23 protein-coding genes are annotated in these 22088 nt (G+C 36.9%); 5 read left to right on the top strand and 18 right to left on the bottom strand.

Going from position 1 to position 22088, the window contains the following annotated elements; translation table 11 throughout:
• Window positions 1–4 precede the first annotated feature (4 nt).
• The 4 genes from BN985_RS06135 to BN985_RS06120 form a co-directional block, all read right to left on the bottom strand.
• Window positions 5–541, bottom strand: a complete 537-nt coding sequence (locus BN985_RS06135) for an ATP-binding protein (RefSeq protein ID WP_042221811.1) — start codon at window positions 539–541, stop codon at window positions 5–7.
• Window positions 542–671: 130 nt separating this feature from the next.
• On the bottom strand, window positions 672–935 hold the full coding sequence (locus BN985_RS06130; protein ID WP_042221810.1) for a CPCC family cysteine-rich protein: 264 nt from the start codon (window positions 933–935) through the stop codon (window positions 672–674).
• Window positions 936–1032: 97 nt separating this feature from the next.
• On the bottom strand, window positions 1033–1542 hold the full coding sequence (locus BN985_RS06125; protein ID WP_042221808.1) for a MepB family protein: 510 nt from the start codon (window positions 1540–1542) through the stop codon (window positions 1033–1035).
• A 341-nt stretch (window positions 1543–1883) separates the two neighbouring features.
• Window positions 1884–2231 carry a hypothetical protein gene (locus BN985_RS06120; RefSeq protein WP_042221806.1) on the bottom strand — a complete coding sequence of 116 codons (348 nt, stop codon included), beginning with the start codon at window positions 2229–2231 and terminating at the stop codon, window positions 1884–1886.
• Between the two features lie 210 nt (window positions 2232–2441).
• Here BN985_RS06120 and BN985_RS06115 point away from each other — a divergent pair, with 210 nt between their 5' ends.
• The gene (locus BN985_RS06115) at window positions 2442–2831 is read left to right on the top strand and encodes a DUF3888 domain-containing protein (protein WP_042221804.1); all 390 of its coding nucleotides are present in this window, start codon (window positions 2442–2444) and stop codon (window positions 2829–2831) included.
• Window positions 2832–3039: 208 nt separating this feature from the next.
• Complete coding sequence (locus BN985_RS06110) at window positions 3040–3399, top strand: YybH family protein (RefSeq protein WP_042221802.1); 360 nt, start codon at window positions 3040–3042, stop codon at window positions 3397–3399.
• A gap of 292 nt (window positions 3400–3691) precedes the next feature.
• Here the strand turns inward: BN985_RS06110 and BN985_RS06105 are convergent, their stop codons facing one another.
• Both BN985_RS06105 and BN985_RS06100 read right to left on the bottom strand, forming a co-directional pair.
• Window positions 3692–4690, bottom strand: coding sequence for an NADP-dependent oxidoreductase (locus tag BN985_RS06105; RefSeq protein ID WP_042221801.1), 999 nt, complete (start codon window positions 4688–4690; stop codon window positions 3692–3694).
• 41 nt (window positions 4691–4731) lie between these two features.
• Window positions 4732–5067, bottom strand: coding sequence for an ArsR/SmtB family transcription factor (locus BN985_RS06100; RefSeq protein WP_042221799.1), 336 nt, complete (start codon window positions 5065–5067; stop codon window positions 4732–4734).
• Window positions 5068–6122: 1055 nt separating this feature from the next.
• Here BN985_RS06100 and BN985_RS06095 point away from each other — a divergent pair.
• On the top strand, window positions 6123–6488 hold the full coding sequence (locus BN985_RS06095) for a hypothetical protein (protein ID WP_052360622.1): 366 nt from the start codon (window positions 6123–6125) through the stop codon (window positions 6486–6488).
• A 161-nt stretch (window positions 6489–6649) separates the two neighbouring features.
• Here the strand turns inward: BN985_RS06095 and BN985_RS06090 are convergent, their stop codons facing one another.
• The 7 genes from BN985_RS06090 to BN985_RS06060 all read right to left on the bottom strand — a co-directional run bounded on the left by BN985_RS06090 (window position 6650) and on the right by BN985_RS06060 (window position 16358).
• Window positions 6650–7882, bottom strand: coding sequence for a helix-turn-helix domain-containing protein (locus BN985_RS06090; protein WP_042221798.1), 1233 nt, complete (start codon window positions 7880–7882; stop codon window positions 6650–6652).
• 59 nt (window positions 7883–7941) lie between these two features.
• Entirely contained in the window at window positions 7942–8901 is a 960-nt protein-coding gene (locus tag BN985_RS06085) for a formylglycine-generating enzyme family protein (protein ID WP_042221796.1), read from the bottom strand.
• 206 nt (window positions 8902–9107) lie between these two features.
• Window positions 9108–10661, bottom strand: coding sequence for a sulfatase family protein (locus BN985_RS06080; RefSeq protein ID WP_042222965.1), 1554 nt, complete (start codon window positions 10659–10661; stop codon window positions 9108–9110).
• Between the two features lie 127 nt (window positions 10662–10788).
• Window positions 10789–13080, bottom strand: a complete 2292-nt coding sequence (locus BN985_RS06075) for a glycoside hydrolase family 3 C-terminal domain-containing protein (RefSeq protein WP_042221795.1) — start codon at window positions 13078–13080, stop codon at window positions 10789–10791.
• Between the two features lie 193 nt (window positions 13081–13273).
• Window positions 13274–14689: an MFS transporter gene (locus BN985_RS06070; protein ID WP_042221794.1), complete on the bottom strand. Its 1416-nt coding sequence runs from the start codon at window positions 14687–14689 to the stop codon at window positions 13274–13276.
• A gap of 544 nt (window positions 14690–15233) precedes the next feature.
• Window positions 15234–15413 carry a hypothetical protein gene (locus BN985_RS06065; protein ID WP_198029975.1) on the bottom strand — a complete coding sequence of 60 codons (180 nt, stop codon included), beginning with the start codon at window positions 15411–15413 and terminating at the stop codon, window positions 15234–15236.
• 381 nt (window positions 15414–15794) lie between these two features.
• A complete protein-coding gene (locus tag BN985_RS06060; protein ID WP_042221791.1) occupies window positions 15795–16358 on the bottom strand; it encodes a hypothetical protein in 564 nt (187 codons plus the stop codon).
• 404 nt (window positions 16359–16762) lie between these two features.
• Between BN985_RS06060 and BN985_RS06050 the strand changes: the two genes are divergently transcribed.
• Window positions 16763–17146, top strand: a complete 384-nt coding sequence (locus BN985_RS06050) for a helix-turn-helix domain-containing protein (RefSeq protein ID WP_042221787.1) — start codon at window positions 16763–16765, stop codon at window positions 17144–17146.
• A gap of 75 nt (window positions 17147–17221) precedes the next feature.
• Window positions 17222–17728 carry a sigma-70 family RNA polymerase sigma factor gene (locus BN985_RS06045; protein WP_042221785.1) on the top strand — a complete coding sequence of 169 codons (507 nt, stop codon included), beginning with the start codon at window positions 17222–17224 and terminating at the stop codon, window positions 17726–17728.
• A gap of 19 nt (window positions 17729–17747) precedes the next feature.
• Here BN985_RS06045 and BN985_RS06040 read toward each other — a convergent pair whose 3' ends face one another.
• From BN985_RS06040 to BN985_RS06020, 5 genes are all read right to left on the bottom strand, one after another.
• Window positions 17748–18983: an MFS transporter gene (locus BN985_RS06040; protein WP_042221783.1), complete on the bottom strand. Its 1236-nt coding sequence runs from the start codon at window positions 18981–18983 to the stop codon at window positions 17748–17750.
• A 537-nt stretch (window positions 18984–19520) separates the two neighbouring features.
• Window positions 19521–19970, bottom strand: coding sequence for an SgcJ/EcaC family oxidoreductase (locus tag BN985_RS06035; protein ID WP_042221781.1), 450 nt, complete (start codon window positions 19968–19970; stop codon window positions 19521–19523).
• 13 nt (window positions 19971–19983) lie between these two features.
• Entirely contained in the window at window positions 19984–20874 is an 891-nt protein-coding gene (locus BN985_RS06030; RefSeq protein WP_042221780.1) for a YitT family protein, read from the bottom strand.
• A gap of 241 nt (window positions 20875–21115) precedes the next feature.
• The gene (locus BN985_RS06025; RefSeq protein WP_042221778.1) at window positions 21116–21772 is read right to left on the bottom strand and encodes a Type 1 glutamine amidotransferase-like domain-containing protein; all 657 of its coding nucleotides are present in this window, start codon (window positions 21770–21772) and stop codon (window positions 21116–21118) included.
• Window positions 21773–21845: 73 nt separating this feature from the next.
• The gene (locus BN985_RS06020) at window positions 21846–22025 is read right to left on the bottom strand and encodes a hypothetical protein (protein ID WP_042221776.1); all 180 of its coding nucleotides are present in this window, start codon (window positions 22023–22025) and stop codon (window positions 21846–21848) included.
• Window positions 22026–22088 lie beyond the last annotated feature (63 nt).

Below are 22088 nucleotides of genomic sequence, written 5' to 3'. Positions count from 1 at the left end.
TAGTTTACTTAGCATTTAGATAACTTAAGACAATATCAACTCTTTCATTTACTGTATAGTCCCCTTCAATTTTTAATATTGGACAAGATAAATCTGCCATCCAATGTTCGTGTAAAGATTTACTTCTAACTTCGAGTCCCGCACTATCATATAAAGATGCCCACTCTAAAAATGTCTTCGATTGTTCATATTTACTACCACCAGCTAATACTTCATTTCCATAACGCTGAAATTCTCTCTGTTGTAGCCTCTCAAGCCTTATATCTTGCGGAATCCACAAGAATATAACAAGGTCAAAGTAACTTTTAAACTTATCACCCCAACCACACACTGCTCCAGAAAGAATATAGTTTTCATTACGTGATAAATCTTTTTCAAGCAACCGCCTTCTTTCGGGTACTTCTCTTTGTTTAGTGAATTTAGTAGTCCAAAAATAATCGTCGGTATCAAGATATGTATGAGGCAAAACCTTTGATAATGAAAAGCCAAGTATTGAAGTTCCAACCCCGGAAGCTCCCATTATATGAATCTTTTCTTTCATTATTTCTCCTCCTTAGATATTTTTTCGTAACATTAAATTCACTATGCTTCTTCCACCTTTCTGTCCGACTAGTATAAGAGGGGGCTGATCTAATTTCACAACCGCCCCCTCAATAGACTTTATTTATTAACTATAACGGTTCCCAATTAGGATCTCTCACATCATTTTTATTAGGCTTTCTTACAAACTCAATACACCGTTGTTCACAAGCCCCAAATAAGAAATAGTTTTTCTGTGCTTGTCTTAAAGAAGGGATGTTTGCACCACCGTCATAGTCCGGATCATCATATTGAACTCCATCATCTTCCCAAAAGCAGATACTACATATGTCATATGTTCCAGGAGGTTCTTCATCTAAAGTCTTATAGCCACAACATGGACAAGTATATTTCATTTGATCTAATCACACCTCTCTTCCAAAAACTATTTAACTATTGCACCATAAATACAAGTAGGTTTCACAAAAAAATTAAAAAAGGAACACTATCATTTTAGGAATATAGCTTTAATAATTCCTGTTGAGGCAGACTATTAGTACGATCTGTCTCAATAAAATATTCCAATTGCCATTTTTGTGTTTTAATCGCTTGTTTGCTAGTGGGAGTATCCCATATAGGGTAAACTCTTATTGCCATTTTTCCTTTTGTAGTGGGGGTTTTAAGGATTTTTTGTTGTACAAGAACTTCTTTTGGAAAAACAAACTGTCCAAATCTATCATCTTTATTAGAGAAGGTATTTATAACCAATAAATCGGTAGCTTTTTCATATGAAAAGGCTTGGTTATTATGAGACGTATCTTTTTCCCAAAAAGATACAAACTGCCCTATCTTATTAGGTGTAATCTTTGCTACCCTAAATCTAACTGATTTCGAATTCATCTGAAATACACCAGCACCATAATCTGAATTTTGGCCTTCCTCTTGGATAGCTTCTATGACGAAGTGATTTGGCTCATAGACTTTCTCATTCACATACGTTAATGCCTCATAAAATTCATTCATTATTTCCCCCCCTTTTCATACTACTAGCTCTAATATCTCTTTTATCAATAGTAACTCGTATTTGTATTGTATAGTATAAATACGCCAAAACGGAACGCATGTTCTAGACCATAAGTAACAATTAGACCGCTTAATATTTCACAAACCTGTCCTATTATTTTAAGTCCTTATCACAACACAAAATCATATGTAAGTGAAGATTTAGTTCACAGTAAAAGTCAACTAAGAAAGACGACCACCCAAAAAGTGATCGTCTTCTAGATGTTTATACTATCAAAATTAAGTTTGAACTTTTAGCTCTTATTCAACTAAATCCCCCGGTAGTTCAACAAGGCTATATCTCATTTTCTTATTCTAAGGTGATAGTTAAGTTCTTTAAAAGGAGTAGCATAGGAATCTTTAAATTTCTTAATATGGTTTGTTAACACAGACCAATTACTTTCGTGGGATGGGTGTATCTGAGTGGTATCTGCAATGCCATAGAGTTCAATTAAGAAATAAAGGGTTTCCCATACTAAATAGTCATCATCTAACTTAAATAACATCTCAATTACATTTGGAATATAGTTAAATGCTTCTTCCGAAGTCATTTCCTTAGTAATTGATTCAAAAGAATTACTGAAATACCACTCGTCCTTATCTAATCTATCTTGCCATTCTTCATATACTTCCAATAACCTTTTATCCATTTTAATCACATCCCAATGTGTAATTTAGCTATAAATATTTTATCATTCCTTTTTTCACCAACCTGCCCTTTAGTTAAATAACTTCAACAAAAAAGGTACTTCTCATTCTTTTAGAAAACACCAGTTAGCCTAATAGCGTAAATTAGTAATAATAATTATTGTTAAATAGCTAATTATATTGTTATAAGGTTTATTAGAGGAGGTGATATTTTGAAAAAAGTATTAGTCAGCTTTGTAACATTATTTCTTATTGTGATGCCCTCAACTCCAACAATGGCTTCTAATCAATCCGATTTCGAAAAGGCATTGCTCTCCTTAATGTGGGAAGATATTGATAAAGCCGTTGATAACTACTATGACATAGAAGATGTTCATGTCCAATATTACGATCAAAAAGTAATAGACTTAAAAATGAAAAACGCACTTGATTTTGAGATCACAATCCAACTTAATGCATTTATAGGTGCACATAACACGATCGGCACTGATACACTTACTTTTGTAACAGAAGAACCTAACAAGCTAAAATTAGTTAATTACAAACATACCCCTACAAAAGAAAAAAAGGAAATATTAGAATGGTATCTTAAGAATCGGTAAATAGCCGATTTTTTTATGCTTCTTATTCAACCAACCTGCTCCATTAACTAAGTACATACTTTCAAAAACTCGATTAAAAGTGAATATTAACTGTCCAGCATACTTCAAATAGGAAGAAGGTGATGACACAATAATTTCCTACTTCTGCTTCATCTCCTTACTAAATATGCTAGAATATATTTATAAACTGTTGTTGGGAGAGTTAAAAATGGAGGTATTACACAAGTACATTAAAGCAACAAATACTCACAATTTTGACGAAGTTAGAAAGATACTTCATCCTAATGCTGCATTTTTCTTCTCAGATCAAAGCTGTACCACTTTAGAAGAAATAAAGACATACTTTGAAAATGCTTGGTCCGTAGTAAAAAACGAAAATTATGAAGCACATGATGTTAAATGGCTATACACTGAAAGTCACTCAGCAACCTGTATTTATACATATTTCTATGAAGGTTATGTTAACGGAAAATATATAAGTGGTCGTGGAAGAGCCACAAATGTCTTCGTCAAAGAATCAGATGAATGGCTACTAATTCACGAACATTTAAGCCCATTACCTAAATAATTTTTTGTAAGAGAGACGGTTCTAGGACACTAGACGTCTTTTTTTACTTAATACTTATTGCACCTTAAGAGTAAAATATGAAAAGAAGACCACTTAGAAACTAATTGTCTTTTGGGTAGGTAATTTTTCAAAAATATCCTTGTAGTGCAGTAAATAGAATCGGTTTTTATGGTCATGCTTTTTAAACATCCCCCTCATTAGAGATGATTTGTTACTTTAGAAAAAGATCATAAAAATGTTGCTATAACCTTAAAAGGAAAAATAAAAGTTAGGTTATATTTTTGCATCATTTCTATCTAATTTTTAATATTATTTTGCCTTTCGCCCTTCCAGATTCCGCATATTCCATCGCTTTTTGAGCATCTTCAAATAGCAAGACTCTATCAATTATAGGTTTGATTCTGCCAGTCTCAATATAGTTTGCGATTATACGTAATTGCTCTCCACTCGGCTTCATAAATAAAAATGTATATTGTGCGTTATGCTTTTTTTCAAGTGCAGTCAGTTTACGGCTTGCTGCTGCAAACAACAACGTTTTAAAATAGCCTGAACCATATTCTTTACCAAAACGGGCATTCGGTAATCCCGAAACAGAAACAATTCTTCCTCCACTTTTTATCACTTTGAATGATTTTTCGAGGATCTCTCCACCAAGTGTATCAAATACTGCATCATAGTTTTTCAGTTTCTCTTCAAATTTCTCTGTCTTATAATTTATTATTTCATCTGCACCAAGCGATTTTACTAAATTAGCACCAGCGTCACTGGCAGTTGTTGCAACAGTGGCACCCATTAACTTTGCCAGTTGAATAGCAAATGTACCTACACCCCCAGCCCCAGCTTGAATTAATATCTTGTGGCCCTTTTGTAATTGCAAAATATCTGTTAGGGCTTGATAGGAGGTAAGCCCAATAAGTGGAATCGAGGCTGCTTCTTCAAAGCTCAAATTTTTAGGTTTTAAGGCGATGTCATCTTCATGAATAGCGATATATTCAGCAAAAGTACCGATTTTACTCTTACGTGGACGGGCATATATTTCGTCACCAACTTTAAAACGAGTCACTTTTGAGCCAACCTTTGCAACAATACCAGCAAAGTCATTCCCTAAAATAAGAGGCATTTTATATTTAACTAACAATTTTACTTTCCCATCGCGTATCTTAAAATCAATAGGATTAATACTAGCTGCATGAATTTCTGCAAGCACCTCATTTTCACCAACTTCAGGTGTGGGCATTTCTGCTAAACGCATTGGCACTCGCCCATATTTATCAACAATCATTGCTCTCATAGTCTTTACCTCCAATTAATGTTGTTTCAATTCCCATTATTTTAATAAAAGTCCTGCATGAACTTATCAATATCCAGCACAAGATCTTTTAATAAACCTAATTCTGAACTTACATTAATATAATAAAAGTTTTTTGTCCCTTCCTTACGCATTAAAATAACACCGGCATCACGTAAAACCTTAAGGTGATAAGACACAGCAGGTCGAGAAAGATGTGTTTGTTCAGTGATTTCACCAACACGTAATCCTGTTTGACAATCCGTCCCCATTAGAACTAGCAAAATCGATTGTCGTGTTTCATCACCAATGGCCAATAGTACTTTTTGACAATTAATAAAATCCTCTTTAATCATATTTAGTTGTCCCTGTTTATTCATTCAATAATATTCCTCCAACAATTAGTTTTATGGTTTAATCTGATGAACCATACCGCGGAATACAACAATATACTATTGTTATGCTGGTTGCAATATTGAGAAAGCAAATCGAGACGAAGAATTTATATTACGCAGATCGACCAATAAAAAAAGACGATCACCGAAAAAATGATCGTCTTCTAGATGTTTATATTATTTGATGCGTAGCAAATACGTTGCTCTTCTCAACTATTTAACCATATAATTTAAGTAGATTTCTTCACAAAATGAAATTTAAAAAGGTATGCTATCATTTAGGAATATAACTTTAATAGTTTCGGTTGAGGCAGCTTATTAGCATGATCTGTCGCAACAAAATATTCCAATTGCCATTTTTCTTTTTGTAGTATCTGTTTTTAAGGGTTTTTTGTTGTACAAGAACTTCCTTTGGGAAAACAAAAATAATACCAGTGAAATTAGAGTAGTGAAAGAGGAAGGCTCACAAAATGTGCTACTTTATGAATTAAAATCAATGTACGATAAAACGCAGACCAAAGTGGGATTCGGGTTATGCCGAATGTTAGTCACTATAGGGCATTAGAAAATGAAGTGCATGATGTTTCATCATCGATGTGGATATATGTCAAAATATGAAACAGAGAGCTTTTATAAAGTGAAACTTAAATCAGTGGGAGTTTTCATTCTTCCCCCACTGATTGTTAGTAGAACGAATCGGGGTGTTAGCGTCCGTTTACTCCCACTAAAAACTAACGGTTTCTCTTCATGTTTTGAAGTGGGGGTCTTACGGATGGTTGCTCCGGGATAAATTATTTGAATCGAACACATTAGGAATACCGGTTACTTCCTATTGTTGATGGTAAGGAACATTTAAACTCGTTAAGGCCATCTTCACATGATAATACTTGAACACTATGCAAATTTTCTTCCTAGAAATAATATCAAAAGCATTCAGTCGGAAACCCATTTTTTTCTAATCAAATTCTAATCTTTCTCACATGGGTATTTAACATGATGTATTTAAAATAAAAGTAACTAAAACAAAGGAGAGAAAAGACATGAAAACATTCGTACTAACTACAGCAAGTGCACTACTTCTAACAAGCTTAGGTGTTGGTTACGCTTTTCACGCAAATCCAGACAAAACACCCGTATCAGAGAATGGCACTGAAATGAATCACCAAAAAGCTCAGATGAACACAGAAGACATTAATGATCTCCTTGAATACGACACACTCGATGATGTAGCTGATGCTGATAATTTTAATTCCGAAGTTGTAGAGGACAATCCTCACAAACGTATCATTCTATTAAAAGACGACAATGGGCAGCCACAGTTCAAGAGTATTTTTGTTAAGGACACAAACAGGTTGAAAATCATTAACCTTAATGAAGGACTGGTATTTAACGAAATCATCCAGTAAGAACTCTACCTTTCCTTATCATAGTTAAGATAAAAGCCAAATTCCTCTCTATTTCTAGTAAGGGATTTGGCTTTTATCTTTCGGAAATCAGACTTTAACTAACATCAAGCTGGGAGGTTACCTCTATAGTAAAATTATGCTAGCATCTCGTGCCCACCACATTATATTAAACTATTTTTGTACTGGTTAGGTGTTACCTCCGCAAATTTTTTAAATGTCTTTGTAAAGTAACTCTGATCATAAAAATTTAACAGCGTTGAGATCTTTAATAGTGAGTAATCTGTGAATTGCATTAATGTCTTTGCTTCTTCTATCTTCGCTTTTAGAATGTAATTCCTTAACGTAATCCCCACTTCTTTTTTAAAAATGGAGGATAAATAATTGGGATGGACTCCTGAATTATTCGCAAGTGTATCCAAATTTATTTTGTCATAAAGATGATTAAAAATATAATTGAGACAGTAGTTAACCGGTCTAGAATAACTTAGTTGTTTCTTTTTCTTCACTCGATCTGCAAAATCTCCTAAGATAAATTCTATGAATTGGTCCACATCTTTACTTGTCTGTAATTCTTCAATATTTTGGATATATAAATCACTTAATGTATAAGCCATTTCATGATTAATGCCGCCTTCCATTGCAGCCCTCGTAACTAGAGTAATGATAGATATACCGAGATTTTTTAAATGTCTAACATGACTTTTCCTTGATAATAAGCCTACTTCCCCTTGTGTGTTAGTTGTTCGCCAATTCTCTAGTACCTTTTCTTTATTCCCTTCTATAATACATTGGAATACCTTCTTTTCAGCTAAAAGATCATGATGCAAGCGAACTTCCTGCCGTCTTTTGGAAATATTATAGTTAGGATCCTCTATTTCAACTATTGTCGAGTTAATCGACCTATTCCTATTAATGACCTCTTCAGGTTGAAGCTGTTTTTGATATAACATATAAAATAAATGTAAACTTATATAGATAATTTTCATCTTATTCATATTCGGCAATTCTCTATAATAATTAAAGACTAGCTCCTTTTTATTGCTAGGAACTTTTAGGTCCAATAGGAGTGCTTCTACCATTTCTTCCGTTAAGCGAGAGTCTATTATAGGACCCATGATGATGACTCCATGAAAGCCTGAACTATCACTTAACTTAACAGATATAAAGTTTTCCAGATAAGAATTTATACGTAAAATTGGAAATTCATTACTGTCATCTGGATTAAATAATTGGTCAAAAAAATCCCCTTTTGATTGTAACAATGGGTTTAAGATAAAAGTAGAAAAGGATTCAAATTGTATTTCTCCTTCACTATCTAAAAAAGAAACGGGAATGTCATATGATTTATTTAGAATTTCACAGATATATTCTAACTGCCCCTGATTTGGTAACATATGATAATAGTCTCCTTTATACTTCCTTAACAAATACAAACATCAATACGATTTAACAGTTAAGCATCCCTGGCACAACGGAATCCCATATTTCCTGTGGAACTATCAGCTGTATTAGAACTACGTGCAGCTACACGATAACGATTACAATACGATTTATGGCAAAGATAGGAACCTCCTCGCATTACTTTAGGAGTTTGGCTATTCAGCTGACTTTCATTTATTTTTCGTTCAGGTCGATTTGTAAACCAATCTTCGCACCATTCCCAAACATTACCGGCCACATTATAAAGGCCATAGCCATTTGGAGGGTACGACGTAACTGGTGCTGTACCTACAAAACCGTCTTCCTCTGTGTTCACCCGTGGGAAATCTCCTTGCCATATATTACAATAATGCTCTCCATTTGGAGTCAATTCATCCCCCCAAGGATATTTCTTTTGTTCCAAGCCGCCACGTGCAGCATACTCCCATTCTGCTTCTGTTGGTAATCGCTTTCCTGCCCAATTACAAAAAGCAGCAGCATCATTCCAGGAAACATGAATAACTGGATGGTCCATACGACCTTCTATTGTACTGCCTGGACCTTCTGGCTGAAACCAGTACGCACCCTCCACCCCAAACCACCAAGGTGTATTCGGAACTTGTTGCACTTTACTCTTCAGGTCAGGTGAAATAAACTTGTAAAATACAAAAGACCAGCCAAATTTCTCTGCCTCTGTCTTATAACCAGTTTCCTTCACAAATTGACTAAATTCTGCATTACTAACGGTATAACGATCTATATAGAACGGGGCTACTTCTACCTTCCTTACAGGTCCTTCTCCGTCAGAAGGAAACCCTTCATCCGTATCGGTTCCCATTAGAAATTCCCCACCTGGTAAGTAGACCATATTCTCTTTTAACTTTATATTTTCTTTATTTGGCCTCTTCGTTTCAATAATGTGTTCGACCTGTTTAGGCGTGTTGCTCTCTCTTGTTGCACTACAGCACGGACGAATTTGTTGATCTTTACTCAATATTTCTCCTCCTCGGTAAATCTTTTAAACTATTATTTTCATATCATTACATTATAGGAAGAGGTGACATTCCTACATAATTATTCTATCTTTCACTACTAAATAGGTAGTAATGAATTATTATTATTCTAACAAATTATCATCAAAAATGAATACAAGTGCATCAAATTAAATTACCTGCCCTTTGAAGGGCAGGTAGTTATAGGTTAAACCTCTCTGTTAAAATGGTTTTTCATCATTAATCCTCTAAATGCTTGCTTAGCTGTGCTTTGCTCCTCTGGGAATTCTTGTGGATGCTTTTTCTTCAACTCATTAAATTGAGCTTCTCTCCCAGTTTCTACAAGACGTTTACCGTAATTCTTGAGGTATCCCTTAGCATGATATGGCCCACCTTCTTTTATAACGGTCCATAATGGATCCACATCATCGCCTGTTCGGAACATCATGTCATCATGCCATTCTTGCAAGTAATAGGCACCTTCCATACATTTATCCTTATGTTGTGCTGCAAGGTTGTTCTCTTCTCTTGGATCTTCTGCAAGATTGAATAACATTTCTTTATCAAATAAATGATATCCGTCATGATAGGTTCTCATATATAACCAGTCACCAAACCGTACACTTCTTTGGGCAACATGTGCACATTGTGATACGACTAAGTAGTCTCGTCCACAATCTTCACCGTCTTTTAATGTCGGTGCATAGCTTCTTCCATCCCAATCAGGTGAAGCAGGTAAATCCATCATCTCGGCTAAAGTAACGGGGAGATCCAGATGATAATGCAATCCCTCATCAACTACACCTTGCTTCATCCCTGGCCATTTAATAATCATTGGAATGCGACATGTACCATCGTCTGCAGTACCGTGTTCGCCATAAATTCCTAATTGGCCCATATTCTCTCCATGGTCAGCTGAGATGATGATAATCGTGTCCTCAAGCACGCCTTCCTCTTCCATTAAATCAAATAGTTTTCCTAGGTGCTCATCCACATATTTAATACCTGTATCATACCCATCAATCATTTTCCTATAGTCATCCATATTTTTAATTTCACCAGGGCTACGAGGGTATTTTTCTGATTGTTGATTCGTATATGTCATATTATTATGGTCTATTTCCAATTCATGAACTGTGTGAGGACCAACGGCTTGTTTATGTTTTTCAAGCGTGTCCTCATTTGCCCATTCAGGTAATGGCTCCTCCGCGAAAGGATTTCCAAAACTTTCAGGTGCGCGATAAGGCGTATGGGCATCCCAATAATTAATATACAGGAACCAGTCATCATTTTTCGCGTTCTTCTTCAACCAGTCTTTCGCTACAGGCGTCACTTTTTCAGCAGACTCCATACCGAACCCACCAGTGTTAAAAATTTCATTAAACCCTGCATAAAAGTTAAATGTTGCATGTCGTTGTGGAAAAGGACTAATCAATGCAGTATTTAGTCCTGCACCCATTTGCAAGAAAGAAGGTAGAGACCCACCGGTGGCAAGACTGCCAAACAATTCACGTTCCGCTCCTTCAGCTTTCATATCACCAGCTGTTCCACCATGGCCGACAAGACCGTTTTTAATTCCAAACTGACCAGACATTAACGCTGTTCTAGATGGGGCACACGGTGCATCGGATGTATAGTAATTATTAAATCGCACACCTTTTTCTGCGACTTTATCAATGTTTGGGGATGTATTACGTTCATAGCCATAACATCCTAAATGATGTGGGCTAACTGAATCCAAGTCTAGAAATAATACTCTCATTTTATCAACACTCCATTTCCCTTTTATAAATGTTAGCATTTGATAACCACTTTATCGATTATAAACTGCCTATTCTATGTCCTTAAAAACGCCCCCCCGACACAACCTCTATTTTATTTACTTAAAATTAAGAAACTTTCACTTCTTCATTTAACTGATTAATCATATCTGTCAACATCTCTTCTGTAAAGCTACCACCACTAAAATTAGCTAATGCGCGTAATGGCAAATATTTCATCATAGCTTCCATCATATCTGACATCCCTTCCGAGTCATCAGACATATTAAATAAAGGATTATCTTTATTCGCCTCTTTAAGAAGTTCTTTTGCTAGTGGAGCTAATGTAGGGTTAGACAAAATATCTCCAATATTTGTATTTCTATGAACCTGTTGTACCAGTTCAATCGATGACGTTACGTTAATCGTATCCTTTAAAACGATTTCTTTAGAAGATTTCCCTATTAAAATATCAAATTCCCCTGTTTCTACATGCCAGTCTTTTAAATCTACATTATAATAGGCAAATGCACCTTGATCTAGTGTGAAGGTTACCGTCTTTTCTTCCCCTGGTTGCAATGCTACCTTTTCAAACCCTTTAAGTTCTTTTTCTGGTCTAATCATGGTACTCTCTTGATCTCTTACATAAAGTTGAATCGTTTCTTTCCCAGCCATGTGGCCAGTATTCTTCACTTTAACAGTGACGGTTACAGTGTCTGTATCCTTCATTTCTTTGTTACTAACAGTTAAATTACTATATTCAAAGGAAGTATAGCTTAGGCCATAGCCGAATGGAAATAAAGGCTCTATTTCTTTCGTATCATAATAACGGTACCCAACAAAAATTCCTTCTTTATATTCGACTTTATCTCCCTCTCCTGGGAAATTTAAGTAAGATGGATTATCACTCAATTTGACAGGGAATGTTTCCGCTAGTTTACCGCTAGGGTTTGCGTCTCCGTATAATAAATCTGCAATGGCTCCTCCTAGTGCTTGTCCTCCTAAGTATCCTTCCAGTACCGCTTTTGCCTGGTTTAACCAAGGCATTTCAATCGGAGCACCGTTACTTAGTACAACAGTAATATTTGGTTGTACCTTTGCTACTTCTTCAATTAAATGACGTTGATTTTCCGGAATATGCAAGTGTGTACGATCATATCCTTCCGATTCATAACGGTCCGGTAATCCAATGAATAGAACAGCTGCATCAGACCCTTTAGCTGCATCCTTCGCTTCTTCTATTAATTGTTCATCTAATTTGTCACTGTCTAAGTGGTACCCTTGAGCGTACGTAACATTTGATTGTTTAGAAGCCGTCTTCTGCATTTCTTCATATATATTTTCAAGCTTTGTAGGATTGATGTGTGAGCTTCCTCCACCTTGATATCTAGGCTTACTAGCAAGCGCACCAATTACGGCTACCTTATTATCTTTAGACAGCGGAAGTGTATCATCCTCATTTTTCAAAAGCACCATACCTTCTCTAGCCACTTTCCTAGCAAGCTGATGATGCTCTTCTTTATCATAACTTGCGTCTTCTTTACGATGATCAACCGCCATAAAAATAATTCTAAGTAATCTTTCTACTGCACGATCGAGCTTCTCTTCTGAAAGGTTGCCATTTTTAATAGCTTCTAAGATTTTATTATCTCCCAATCCATTATTAGCTGGCATTTCTAGCTCTAAGCCTGCTTCTAATCCAGGGACACGTTCATTAACAGCGCCCCAATCAGAAACGACAAACCCTTCAAAGCCCCACTCATCTCTTAAAATGTCTGTTAACAATGTTTTATTTTCTGAAGCGAATTCGCCGTTTACCTTATTGTAAGCACACATAACCGTCCATGGTTGTGATTTTTTTACAGTATTTTCAAAACTTGCAAGATAGATTTCTCTTAGTGTACGCTCATCAATTACTGCGTCTGTTGACATACGGCGATGTTCTTGGTTGTTCGCTGCAAAGTGTTTAAGAGAAGTACCTACACCTTGGCTTTGTACACCCTTAATATGGCTAGTTGCCATTTCGGAAGAAAGATAAGGATCCTCTGAGAAATATTCAAAGTTTCTTCCACATAGTGGGGAGCGCTTAATGTTCGCACCTGGCCCTAATAATACACCAACATTCTCTGCTTGTGACTCTTCTCCCAATGCAACCCCGACTTCTTCAATAAGTTCGCGATCCCAAGAACTAGCCAATCCAACCGCGGAGGGAAAGCAAGTTGCAGGAACACTATCACTTAAGCCTAGATGATCTGCACTACCTGCCTGTTTTCTAAGACCATGAGGGCCATCCGTTACCATAATAGATGGGATATCTAAACGTTCTACCCCTTTTAGATGCCAAAAGTCTAAACCTGAACACATGCCTACTTTTTCTTCTAAAGTCATCTCTTCGATCAATTTCTTTATATCTCTTTCCATTTTACAACCCTCCAAATTTTGCATTAATCATTCTGTATATAATCTTAGCCTTTTACTAAAAAGGTTTCTGGGAATAAATTATTGATTTTAGTATTATTTTCATGTCTATTTCGAAATGCCTTCAGGGCCCGGAAATAAACTTTTCACTTTTGCCGTGTCATCTGCATCGTCACTCGCAAGATGCCAATATTTATTATTGATTTGCTTTGTTTGCTCTTCTCTCCGCTAATTCTGCTGAGAACTCTTCTGTACGTTTCTTATTTAACGGATAGAAGAAGAATAGGATAAAGAATACTAGCAAATAAATCAGACCTGGTACGAGTGTCCCAAGCATATAGATGCCATCTTTTACTTCTTCTGTTTGGGATGGAGCACCTGATTTATATCCAATATAAGCAAGCGCAAAACCTCCAAGCCCTCCTGCTAAAGCAGATCCAATTTTTCGTACAAAAGTGAATACGGCATAAACCGTTCCGTCCTCACGTGTACCTACTAAATATTCCTGATAATCAAGGGCATCTGTAACATAGGCCCACAAGATTAAATTATAGTAAGAAAAGCCGATCAAACCGATTGAGTATATTACAAGGAATGGAACTAAGCTAATGCCTTGTATAAAGAATAAGAGAACATATATGAACCCTGCGATAAACAATCCAGCCAGTCCAACTTCTTTCTTACCAAATTTCTTAACCAGTTTTGCTAATGTTGGCATTGCTAAGAACGTCGTTCCACCTTGTAATAAGCCAAATATACTCATTACACCTGCACTGCCAAAGTAATCTTTAAATAAATAAACATTTACCGTCATAACTAATAACATATTCATCATAAATAATAATGACGCAATTAATATGGTGATAAATGGAACGTTTTTCCCAATCCCTTTAAGCGTTTTAAGGATACTTTTTTCTCCTGGTTTGCTCTCCGGGTTGACGATTCTCTCTTGCGTTAATTTCACACAGCCCACATAACAAGCAAACGCTAATACTGCAAACACTACCGTAATCATGAATACGCGGTTCGCAGATAACTCATTATCCACGAATATAATAAGTGGTGCTAAGGCATTAATAGCCAGGTTTGCTGATGTCGCCCCCATTGTTCTCCAACCTGAAAGAGAAGTTCGGTGAACAGAATCTCCAGAAATCACCGCAGCCATGGAACCATACGGAATATTTACCCCGGTATACATCATTCCATATAAAATGTAGGTTACATAAGCATACGCAAGTAAAAATCCGTCGTTCATTCCTCCAATAGGTAAAAACAGTAAGACACATGAAATCACAACTGGAAGTGACATCCTCGCAATCCATGGCTTGAACTTCCCATTTTTAGTATTTTTTCTTGAATCAATAAAACGCCCTAATAAGACGTCTGTTATAGCATCCCAGAAGCGAGCAACCATGAAGAGTGTTCCGACTGCTGCAGGGTTCAGGCCGAAGATATCGGTATAAAATACCATAAGATAACCACTAACAAGTATGAAAGTGAAATCGTTACCAAAATCACCTAACAAATACCCAAATTTATCTTTGTAACCAAACGGGCGTGTTGCTCCGCCGTTTAAATTATTTAATTGTGGTTCTGATTTTTGTGTTTGCATTTTTTATTTCCCCCAATTTTTTGTCGTTCTACTTCTTCATATTGTCTTTACTTATGCGCAGCCCACCTATGTTATATAACGTTATTTCAATTATGAAACGAGTTTCACACACAATCGTTTCATAATTTGCTTCCTTCTTGTTCACTACTCTTTTCTGATCATTAAACTGTACTGTAAAGAGCGCTTGTTTACAATATTAGCTGTATAATCTGATCCTTCTATCAAAAAAGTAAAGCTATCAATGTGATCTATTTCCCTACCTTATATAGCACTTATTAATAAACTGTTTGAAAGCGGTTTTATAAGGGGGTGTTACAATTATATGTAGGTCGTTACTTTTTTTATTGTATTTACTTCATTTTTATAGTAAAAAATAGAGATTATTTGTAGAAAAATCTAACAACTCTTGTTACAACCATACTGTTCAACATGCTAGAGTTATTAATATAGGCCAACTAAAAAAGACGACCACCCAAAAAGTGATCGTCTTCTATACTGCACAAAAAAAGGAACTCATCCTTATTACAGATAATCCCCCGTTAATTTAATAATTCGCTAATCCAGATTTAGTTCCATGTTGTAAATCTTTTGAAACATCATCTAAAAATTCCTTTTCAAATTCTACATAGTAAACTTCATCGACCATTACAGACTTCATTCCATCCGTCATGGATACTGATTGAATGAAAGGAAGTTCTATTTGTTCCTCAAATAATTGCTCCATTGGTATCTTTCCTTCAACATTCGATGTAAGTCCATTTAATTGTTGGTGTTTCCCTTTCATCCATTATTCGATAATAAGCTGATACCCCCTCAGCAAATACTTGCTCAATATCATCACGCCAGCTCCAGTGCCACTTCTAACAAAAGTGAAATGAACTCATGTTTAGTCAAGAGTCCCTTATAACGATCATCTTGAATTAACTCAACAATCCAATTCATCCCACAACTATAGAAAAATTCATCTCTCGTTTCTACATTGCCAAACATAAATTTCAGCAATTGCTCATATACTTCGACTTCTTTAACCTATACAGCATTCTCCAGTGGTTCCTGATCATCCATGTTGACTGCATGGTACTCCAAGAATCTATATTTATAGATTCTACCTGTCCTGTTTCTTTAAAACATAGTATGGATTTTCTACTAATTCGATTCCTGCCGTTTCATACCTAATAAACAGACTTTCATAATCCCATTCCTCATTAACACACATTACCCTTCTGAGCCCTTTTTCATCTAATCTTTTATCTTCTTCTTTAGTTATAAGAGCTGTAAAGTAATACTTTAATAATCTGTTACCGATAGTGTCTTCATCCGGCGACTCTTTTTTTAATTCGTTTATTATGTCCTTGAAATATATGTTTTTGCATACTACGTGTTCCTTTATGTAAGAAGTTTTTTTACTACTTTCATACCTCTCTAACGATATCGGGGTAATATATTTATGTACCCCAATACGATTCCAATTATAATTAAGATCTAAAGTTTCTTTCGCAGCGGACCTTAGGCATCTATACACGAAACCTTGAATAAAATTCGTACTACTTTGGAAGGTATGTATAGATTCAGGATCCATTAATTTTATTGCACTGTAGTTTCTTACTAACCACTCCGCAGCCCTTTTATAAACTATCTTCTCGGCTGTTGTGGTATTATTCTTTAACATATTCACACCTCACTAGTACATAGGAAAATAATACTTACAATGCTCGCTTCATGATTTTAGCTAGATTGATTACATTGTATCTAGATTTCCCTCTTAAATGCTACTTCAAAATCTCTCCCTGATTATTTGCACCTTCTAATTCTAATATGTTAGCTCTGCTATTGACTAGCCCCCATAAAATTTTTGAAATATAACATCATTCCCCACAAATAAAGCCCGCTCCGAAAAACTTCAGATATATCCTGAAAAGATTTAAAAGAGATAGAATACAAAATTCCTACCTTCTTCCATCCTCTATCACACCCAAAACACCCACCTAAACCACAAAAAACACCCAAATTGGGTGTTTTTCCTATTATCCGAATTTTTTGTGGTATTTTCTAGGCGATAGAGAGGTGTTTACAGTGGAAGGGTTAGGTTTAAAATTAGAAAATCTTCGCGAAAAAGCTGGGTATACGCAGCAAGAGATGAGCTTTAAATTGGGGTTTTCCAAGAACACATTTGGAAAATATGAACGAGAAGATATTGATCCTTCCTTGGTAACGCTTGTTAGGATAGCAGACTTTTTTCAAGTACCCATTGAAATGCTTCTGCGAGACAAAGAACCAGCATATCTAAAGAACTACCACGACGTAAAAGAAATCCTTGACCTCTTGGAAGAAGCAGGGCTTAAGACACCATTCCTAACAGATGTAAACAGTTGGTCCCTTCTGGGAAAAAAGGAATTACAAGACCTTCACGAGTACTTCTACCGGCAAGTTCAGCAAGCAGCAAAGAAAGAAGACTAGCATCCCCGCTCTCCCTTCCCCATCAAGGTAGAAATGACATCCTCCCCCTCTCTAATCCACTAAAGGAGGCATTTCATGTCAAAACCCTATACCTTTGAAGAAATTTACGAACAGAACAAGCGACGCATCCATTACCACATCCACAAGCTTAACCTTCATGACCCCCACAAGGAATACTACCAAGAAGGCCTGATCGCCATGTGGCAGGCCTATGAAAAGTACAACCCCGACAAAGGCCCGATGGCCACTTACTTCAATTACACCATCCGCAATAAACTCATCGATATGCTTCGAAAGCAAACGAACGAATCTATGAAAATAACCACCTATCTTCAGCAGCAAGCTCCTTTATTACCCAAAACCACTGCCCCCATAACGTATAACGAAGTCCCACAACTATTAAATGAAATAAAATCCATCCTTACAGAAAAGCAATGGAAATGGTTTTATCATGCCGTTCTAATGGAAATGCCACTTAAAGAAATTGCCAAACAGGAAAATGTTAACATTGAGGCTGTGAAGAGCTGGGCGAAACAAGCGAGGAAAAAATTAAGAGGAACGCACGACTTTTTGCTTATGTAGTGAGTCAGCCCTTTATTATCTAATCGTCATCTTCTATTCGAGCATTTCGCATTGGTGAGAGACTGAACCATAGCCCACATAAAGTAAGTCCAGTTATCGAAATCCATAATGCCGTTGTGAAACCTAGTCCATCAGCAAGGGCACCTCCTAGTGGTGCGCCGATAACGACGGCACTACGGTTGATGGATCGCAGTGTGGCATTCATGCGACCTTGCAGTTGAGATGGCGTGACATACTGCCGATATCCCATTTCAAGAGGGCCCTCGATTCCCATGGCAAAGCCATAAAAGAGCTGCCCTAAAACCACAAAAAGGAGAGCTATATAGTGCGAGTCAGCGTTGTTAACTGCTGGAGCCAGAACCATCAGGATAACTGCTGGACCATAGAGAATTCGAGAAAAGGCCATAGCACGCCCGACTCCAAAGCGCACACCAAATCGCGGAGATAGAGAGGTTCCAGCGACAGCACCAACACCCGCTGCGGCAAGGATATACCCGAGAAGGGAGGCATCAAAGCCAAGCTCAATTAAAACAATCGATACGAGGATCGTTATCGTCATGCTATGAAAGAGAAACCAGGCGTGTGTATTTAAAGCGAGTGTGCGAAGGTATTGGTGTTGGTAGACCCATCGTAAACCTTCCTTGATTTGCTGACCAAGTGGTCCAGTCTTCATTTTTTTTAAGGGCTGATGTTTAATCGATGCCATTAATACACCTGAAAACAGATAGGATAAGGCATCAAAAAGAAGAGCAAATGGGGCCCCGATTAAGGAGACAAGTCCTCCTCCAATAGCCGGACCACTTGTTTCCGCAACAGCTGAACTTTGTTCTAACCGTGCATTCGCACGAGTTAATAAACGGCGTGGAACCAATTGTGGCACAAAGGACTGGTAGGCACTATCATGAAAAAGAGACAAGGCACCAAAAAGCACCAGCAGGAACATTAGCCAGCCAATACTGATTACGCCTGTGATAGACAATAAGCAAATGAAGGTAAGGATAATGCCGCGCCCCATATCTGTTATCACCAGTACAGTCTTGCGGTGAAAACGGTCAATTAAAACTCCCGCTATTAACCCCAAAAGAACGTACGGAATCCATCTAGATGCTGAAACCCAGCCAACATGAACAGCACTGCCTCCCATATTACTAACGACTAATACTTGTAGAGCCAGTGTTGTGATATATGTACCAAAGCTTGAAGTGGTCGATGCAATCCAAAAACGAACAAAGCTCCTGTTCTCTCGTAATTTCATGGGGCTCTCCCCCTCCTGCCCACTTATCCATCTTACAAATATAATAATCTATATTCGACAATCTAGTAATCTATACTCATCTTTTCTGATTTGATACACGTACTAGCAGCAGGCGAGGCGGAATTGAAGACAGGGGTGATTGGGCGTAGAAAATGGATGCTTCATAGGTGTCATACTGTAAATATGTTACTAAAAACAATACTAAAAATTTAGGAGGGCTAGTCATGCCAATTAATAAGGAAGAAAGATCTTTTTACCATGATATAGCACCACTTCCAGTAGAAGGTCATTATGTTGAAAAGAGGTATTTTTTATTAAGATAACGAGGGCATTATTTTGACGAAAGAGGAGCTCTTAAAAGCTAGAAAGGACCTGGCTTATACCATTCACCCCAAAGAGCTTGCTCCGAGGAGTGTGGGCAGCATATATGGAACGAGGTATTTTGAGATTGGATCTACAAAAATAATTATTAAGATGTGTTTGCGTTACATTTGTAATCCCCGTTTTTGTGGCCATTTAAAGAAGCTACGTCATTAGTTATTTAATTAATTGGTTTAGCTCATCTGTCATTTGCTTAACTAATTCAGGTCTCCCATGAAATTGAGCAGGAGTATCTTGAAAGAGCTCGACTTGCCATGCATTATTTTTCTTAACTGCAACCAGCGTTTGATGAGCATTTACCGAGGGCTCAATTTCTGTTTTTCCAGGTGGAATCATCCCTGCAATAGCATGCAAAATTGCAGCCTCCGACCCCAATGCACGAATATCTTTAACTTTCGTTATAAAAGGAGCAGTAGGATGGTTTTCAAAGATAGGTTCGAGGTGCGATAAGATTTCCTCTCTTCCAATTACCTTACTTCCATCAAAACCAATTTGGACTCCTTGTACTGCGAATTGTGCAGCCATTCCTTCTGCATCTCGATTGTTCCATGTATCTATTAGTTTTTGGTAAAGACTCTTTATTTCAACTTGAAATGAATTATTCATATTCTATTCCTCCTCATCCTTCAGCTTCTTTTCTATAGTACTGCTTTTCTTTCTTTGTACTACTAAATGTTTTCTGTGTTGGATAATGAGCTTTTGCAAACGAGCCACCACTCACATCCTTTACTGTATTTACAACAGTAAACGCCTCGTCATCGACCTCACGAACCAATTTTTTTAAATAAAACAATTGCTGTTTTGGAATGACCACATAAATCAGATTCTCGTCTTTTCCATTTTCATCATTTTTACCTTCCAAAATCGTTGTATGGGCACCAAGATTCCCTCGGATAGAGCGAGCTACTGATTCGCTGTAATCTGAGAATATATGAACGATCTTTTTGGACTCAAACCCTTCTAAGACGTAGTCCGTCACTCGTTTTCCAATAAACAAAGCCACTACAGTGTATAATGTTAAGATTGGACCAATAACTAATACTCCACCTGTCACAACTAATGCATCTAGGACAAAGTTTACAGTTGTTAGTTCCCAGCCAAATTTGTAATTTAGCATTTTTGCAATTGTGGACGTTCCACCAATCGTACTTCCCGAACGAAAAACGAAACCAAAACCAATTCCAGTGAATACCCCAGCATAAAGGGCAGCAAGAAGAGGATCACCCATCGCAGATCCTAAATCCTCCATCAGAAACAGAAATAGAGAAAATAATGAAATCGCAGCAATCGATTTTATTATCATCGCATTGGGTAAGTAACGATAACCAATTAATAAAATAAACCCATTTGCAAGAAAAGTCACCAATGCAGGAGACCAACCTAACCCAAAGTAAAGTAAGAGGGATAGCCCGGGGATACCGCCCTCCGCAAGCGAGTTAGGCATTGCAAATATAGCTACTGAAAAAGCAAAGAAAAAAGTACCCAGTACCATGAGTCCAAAATCTCTCATATCGCACTTCCTTTATCTCTCTGATTGATGATTAGTATATAAGTTTTTCCTTTATGTTGCACTAATTTCGTGAAAACTATTTGTGTACTATAATGGCTCTTAGAGAGATTGGAGCTTTAAATAGATTGGTATGGTCAACATTTACGGAGAGAGGAACTTCGGAATTGGGTATATGAAAAGAATTATCAAGACGTGAATAGTTACATAAAACAGCTAAAAAGCATCATAGCATTCACTATAACTACAGCGTCTCATCCAATTTTTGCATCGTTGAATGAGAAAGCAAAAACACATTGCCTACAATGTCGACCTTGTCTCCCTTCACACGCACTGCACAATCTTTGTTTGACACATAAACATCCATTTCTTCCGATAAGGGAGAGAGTTCGTTTTGAACCATCGACATATTATTTTCAAGATCAAAATGAGACAGTATGGAAAAACGGTCAAGACCTATGCCTTCGTAAACAGAGCTTGTTTCAACATTAAATCCAAGCTTTTCAGAGCACAACCATTTAGCGGACATGTTGAACGCACCAGCACTTGCTCCCATTACAACAGCTCCGCTTCTTTTTATCACATCCGACAACTCATAGTCCACCAAAAATTCATTCTGGTTTAACGGATTTCCACCCAGCAAGAAAATGACAGAAGCATGTTGAATTAACGTTTTCGCCTCTTCTTTTTGTACACAATAATTAATCACATGATATTCTTCAAACGTAATACCGGCCTGATCAAGCCATGAGCGTTCAGCAGAACCAATCTCATCATAAAGAGACGGATTCGAACTAATCATAACAAGCGATTTTCGATCCGTTATATCCTCTTGTAGCACCTTGACCAGGTTCTCTGGAAAAAAATGATTAAACCAACCTAAATAATAACGCGATTTCATATGTCCCCCTAGCAAAGTGCTTTCTATTCACGTGTCACCAAGACACTTCTCTGAATATGCACGTTCCAGCTATTTAATCCCTTTTTTTATATAAATTCAAACCCAAGTAAAAAAGCAATAGTAAGAAAGCAAACGGAACAAAATACCATATTGCTCTCCAATCTATTTGCCCATCTCTAATTAGACTCGCAATCATTAGACCTATGACGACGCCCACAATTCCACCAATCAATGACTTCCATCTTTTATTCAAATTACCCCTCCCTTATTTGAATTTTAACATTATTCTCTATTAAAGGTTAGCGCGGGATTGCTG

The organism is Oceanobacillus manasiensis (assembly GCF_000724085.1).
Classification (GTDB): Bacteria; Bacillota; Bacilli; order Bacillales; family Amphibacillaceae; genus Oceanobacillus_B; species Oceanobacillus_B manasiensis.
The sequence above is the reverse complement of the archived record's forward strand: the minus strand, read 5'-3'. Positions and strand labels throughout refer to the sequence as shown.

Excerpts from the sequence above, each read along its gene's own strand:
- BN985_RS06135 (WP_042221811.1), bottom strand. The coding sequence starts at position 541 with ATGAAAGAAAAGATTCATATAATGGGAGCTTCCGGGGTTGGAACTTCA.
- BN985_RS06130 (WP_042221810.1), bottom strand. The coding sequence starts at position 935 with ATGAAATATACTTGTCCATGTTGTGGCTATAAGACTTTAGATGAAGAA.
- BN985_RS06125 (WP_042221808.1), bottom strand. The coding sequence starts at position 1,542 with ATGAATGAATTTTATGAGGCATTAACGTATGTGAATGAGAAAGTCTAT.
- BN985_RS06120 (WP_042221806.1), bottom strand. The coding sequence starts at position 2,231 with ATGGATAAAAGGTTATTGGAAGTATATGAAGAATGGCAAGATAGATTA.
- BN985_RS06110 (WP_042221802.1), top strand. The coding sequence starts at position 3,040 with ATGGAGGTATTACACAAGTACATTAAAGCAACAAATACTCACAATTTT.
- BN985_RS06105 (WP_042221801.1), bottom strand. The coding sequence starts at position 4,690 with ATGAGAGCAATGATTGTTGATAAATATGGGCGAGTGCCAATGCGTTTA.
- BN985_RS06100 (WP_042221799.1), bottom strand. The coding sequence starts at position 5,067 with ATGAATAAACAGGGACAACTAAATATGATTAAAGAGGATTTTATTAAT.
- BN985_RS06095 (WP_052360622.1), top strand. The coding sequence starts at position 6,123 with ATGAAAACATTCGTACTAACTACAGCAAGTGCACTACTTCTAACAAGC.
- BN985_RS06090 (WP_042221798.1), bottom strand. The coding sequence starts at position 7,882 with ATGTTACCAAATCAGGGGCAGTTAGAATATATCTGTGAAATTCTAAAT.
- BN985_RS06080 (WP_042222965.1), bottom strand. The coding sequence starts at position 10,661 with ATGAGAGTATTATTTCTAGACTTGGATTCAGTTAGCCCACATCATTTA.
- BN985_RS06075 (WP_042221795.1), bottom strand. The coding sequence starts at position 13,080 with ATGGAAAGAGATATAAAGAAATTGATCGAAGAGATGACTTTAGAAGAA.
- BN985_RS06070 (WP_042221794.1), bottom strand. The coding sequence starts at position 14,689 with ATGCAAACACAAAAATCAGAACCACAATTAAATAATTTAAACGGCGGA.
- BN985_RS06065 (WP_198029975.1), bottom strand. The coding sequence starts at position 15,413 with ATGGAGCAATTATTTGAGGAACAAATAGAACTTCCTTTCATTCAATCA.
- BN985_RS06060 (WP_042221791.1), bottom strand. The coding sequence starts at position 16,358 with ATGTTAAAGAATAATACCACAACAGCCGAGAAGATAGTTTATAAAAGG.
- BN985_RS06045 (WP_042221785.1), top strand. The coding sequence starts at position 17,222 with ATGTCAAAACCCTATACCTTTGAAGAAATTTACGAACAGAACAAGCGA.
- BN985_RS06040 (WP_042221783.1), bottom strand. The coding sequence starts at position 18,983 with ATGAAATTACGAGAGAACAGGAGCTTTGTTCGTTTTTGGATTGCATCG.
- BN985_RS06035 (WP_042221781.1), bottom strand. The coding sequence starts at position 19,970 with ATGAATAATTCATTTCAAGTTGAAATAAAGAGTCTTTACCAAAAACTA.
- BN985_RS06030 (WP_042221780.1), bottom strand. The coding sequence starts at position 20,874 with ATGAGAGATTTTGGACTCATGGTACTGGGTACTTTTTTCTTTGCTTTT.
- BN985_RS06025 (WP_042221778.1), bottom strand. The coding sequence starts at position 21,772 with ATGAAATCGCGTTATTATTTAGGTTGGTTTAATCATTTTTTTCCAGAG.